At 61.8% G+C, this 1,347-nt stretch carries 1 protein-coding gene; it reads left to right on the top strand.

Annotated features, from left to right (window positions below; genetic code table 11):
• Positions 1 to 62: 62 nt before the first annotated feature.
• Positions 63 to 1,347, top strand: a 1,285-nt coding sequence (locus tag AX760_RS04865; protein ID WP_071831869.1) for an ABC transporter substrate-binding protein, incomplete at its 3' end; no start/stop codon positions are given.

Raw genomic sequence — 1,347 nt, 5'->3', positions numbered from 1 at the left:
TGTTTGATGAGTAATTGCCCACGAGCGACGCAAATGCTCATCACTCTTCTGGGAGGAAGATTATGAAATTGAAGACTTTTCTGCTGGGCTCGGGCTCGGCACTGCTTTTCTGCGGCTTTGCCAATGCAGAAACCCTGACCATCGCAACCGTCAACAATGGTGACATGGTGCGCATGCAGGGGCTGACGGACGATTTTACCGCCAAGAACCCTGACATCCAGATCGAGTGGGTCACGCTCGAGGAAAACGTCCTGCGGGAACGGGTCACCACCGACATCGCCACCAAGGGCGGCCAGTATGACATCATGACGATCGGGACCTATGAAGTGCCGATCTGGGCCAAGCAGGGCTGGCTGCTGCCGCTGGACAATCTGGGCGCCGACTATGATGTCGACGACCTTCTGCCTGCCATGCGCTCGGGCCTGACGGCCGATGGCAAGCTCTATGCTGCTCCGTTCTACGGGGAAAGCTCGATGGTCATGTACCGCAAGGATCTCATGGAAAAGGCAGGGCTGACCATGCCCGACGCCCCGACCTGGGAGTTCATCGGTGAAGCGGCCCGCAAGATGACCGACCGCGCGGCCGGCATCAACGGCGTCTGCCTGCGCGGCAAGGCCGGCTGGGGCGAGAACATGGCGTTCCTGACGGCCATGTCCAACTCCTTCGGTGCACGCTGGTTCGACGAGAGCTGGAAGCCCCAGTTCGACCAGCCGGAATGGAAGGCCACGCTGGAAACCTACGTCAAGCTGATGAATGATGCTGGCCCGCAGGGTGCCTCGTCCAACGGCTTCAACGAAAACCTGGCGCTGTTCCAGCAGGGCAATTGCGGCATGTGGATCGACGCGACCGTGGCTGCGTCCTTCGTTTCGAACCCGACGGAATCCACCGTCGCCGACAAGGTCGGCTACGCCCTGGCGCCCGACAATGGCCTGGGCAAGCGCGGCAACTGGCTCTGGGCCTGGTCGCTCGGCATTCCCGCCGGCACGACGAAGGCCGAGGCGGCCGAGAAGTTCGTCGCCTGGGCCACGAGCAAGGAATACACAGCACTCGTCGCCGAGAAGGAAGGCTGGGCCAACGTTCCCCCGGGCACGCGCACCTCGCTCTACCAGAATGAAGAGTATCTGAAGGCCGCACCGTTTGCGAAGATGACGCTGGAGAGCATCAACGCCGCAGACCCGACAAAGCCGACCGTCAAGCCGGTTCCCTATGTCGGCATTCAGTTTGTCGCGATCCCGGAATTCCAGGGTCTCGGCACAACGGTCGGGCAGCTCTTCTCCGGCGCGCTTGCCGGGCAGATGACCGTCGACGATGCACTCGCCCAGGCGCAGGATGTAGCAACCCGCGAAA

Source organism: Pararhizobium antarcticum (assembly GCF_001885585.1).
GTDB lineage: Bacteria > Pseudomonadota > Alphaproteobacteria > Rhizobiales > Rhizobiaceae > Pararhizobium > Pararhizobium antarcticum.
This window is presented reverse-complemented; position numbering and strand designations above follow the sequence as displayed.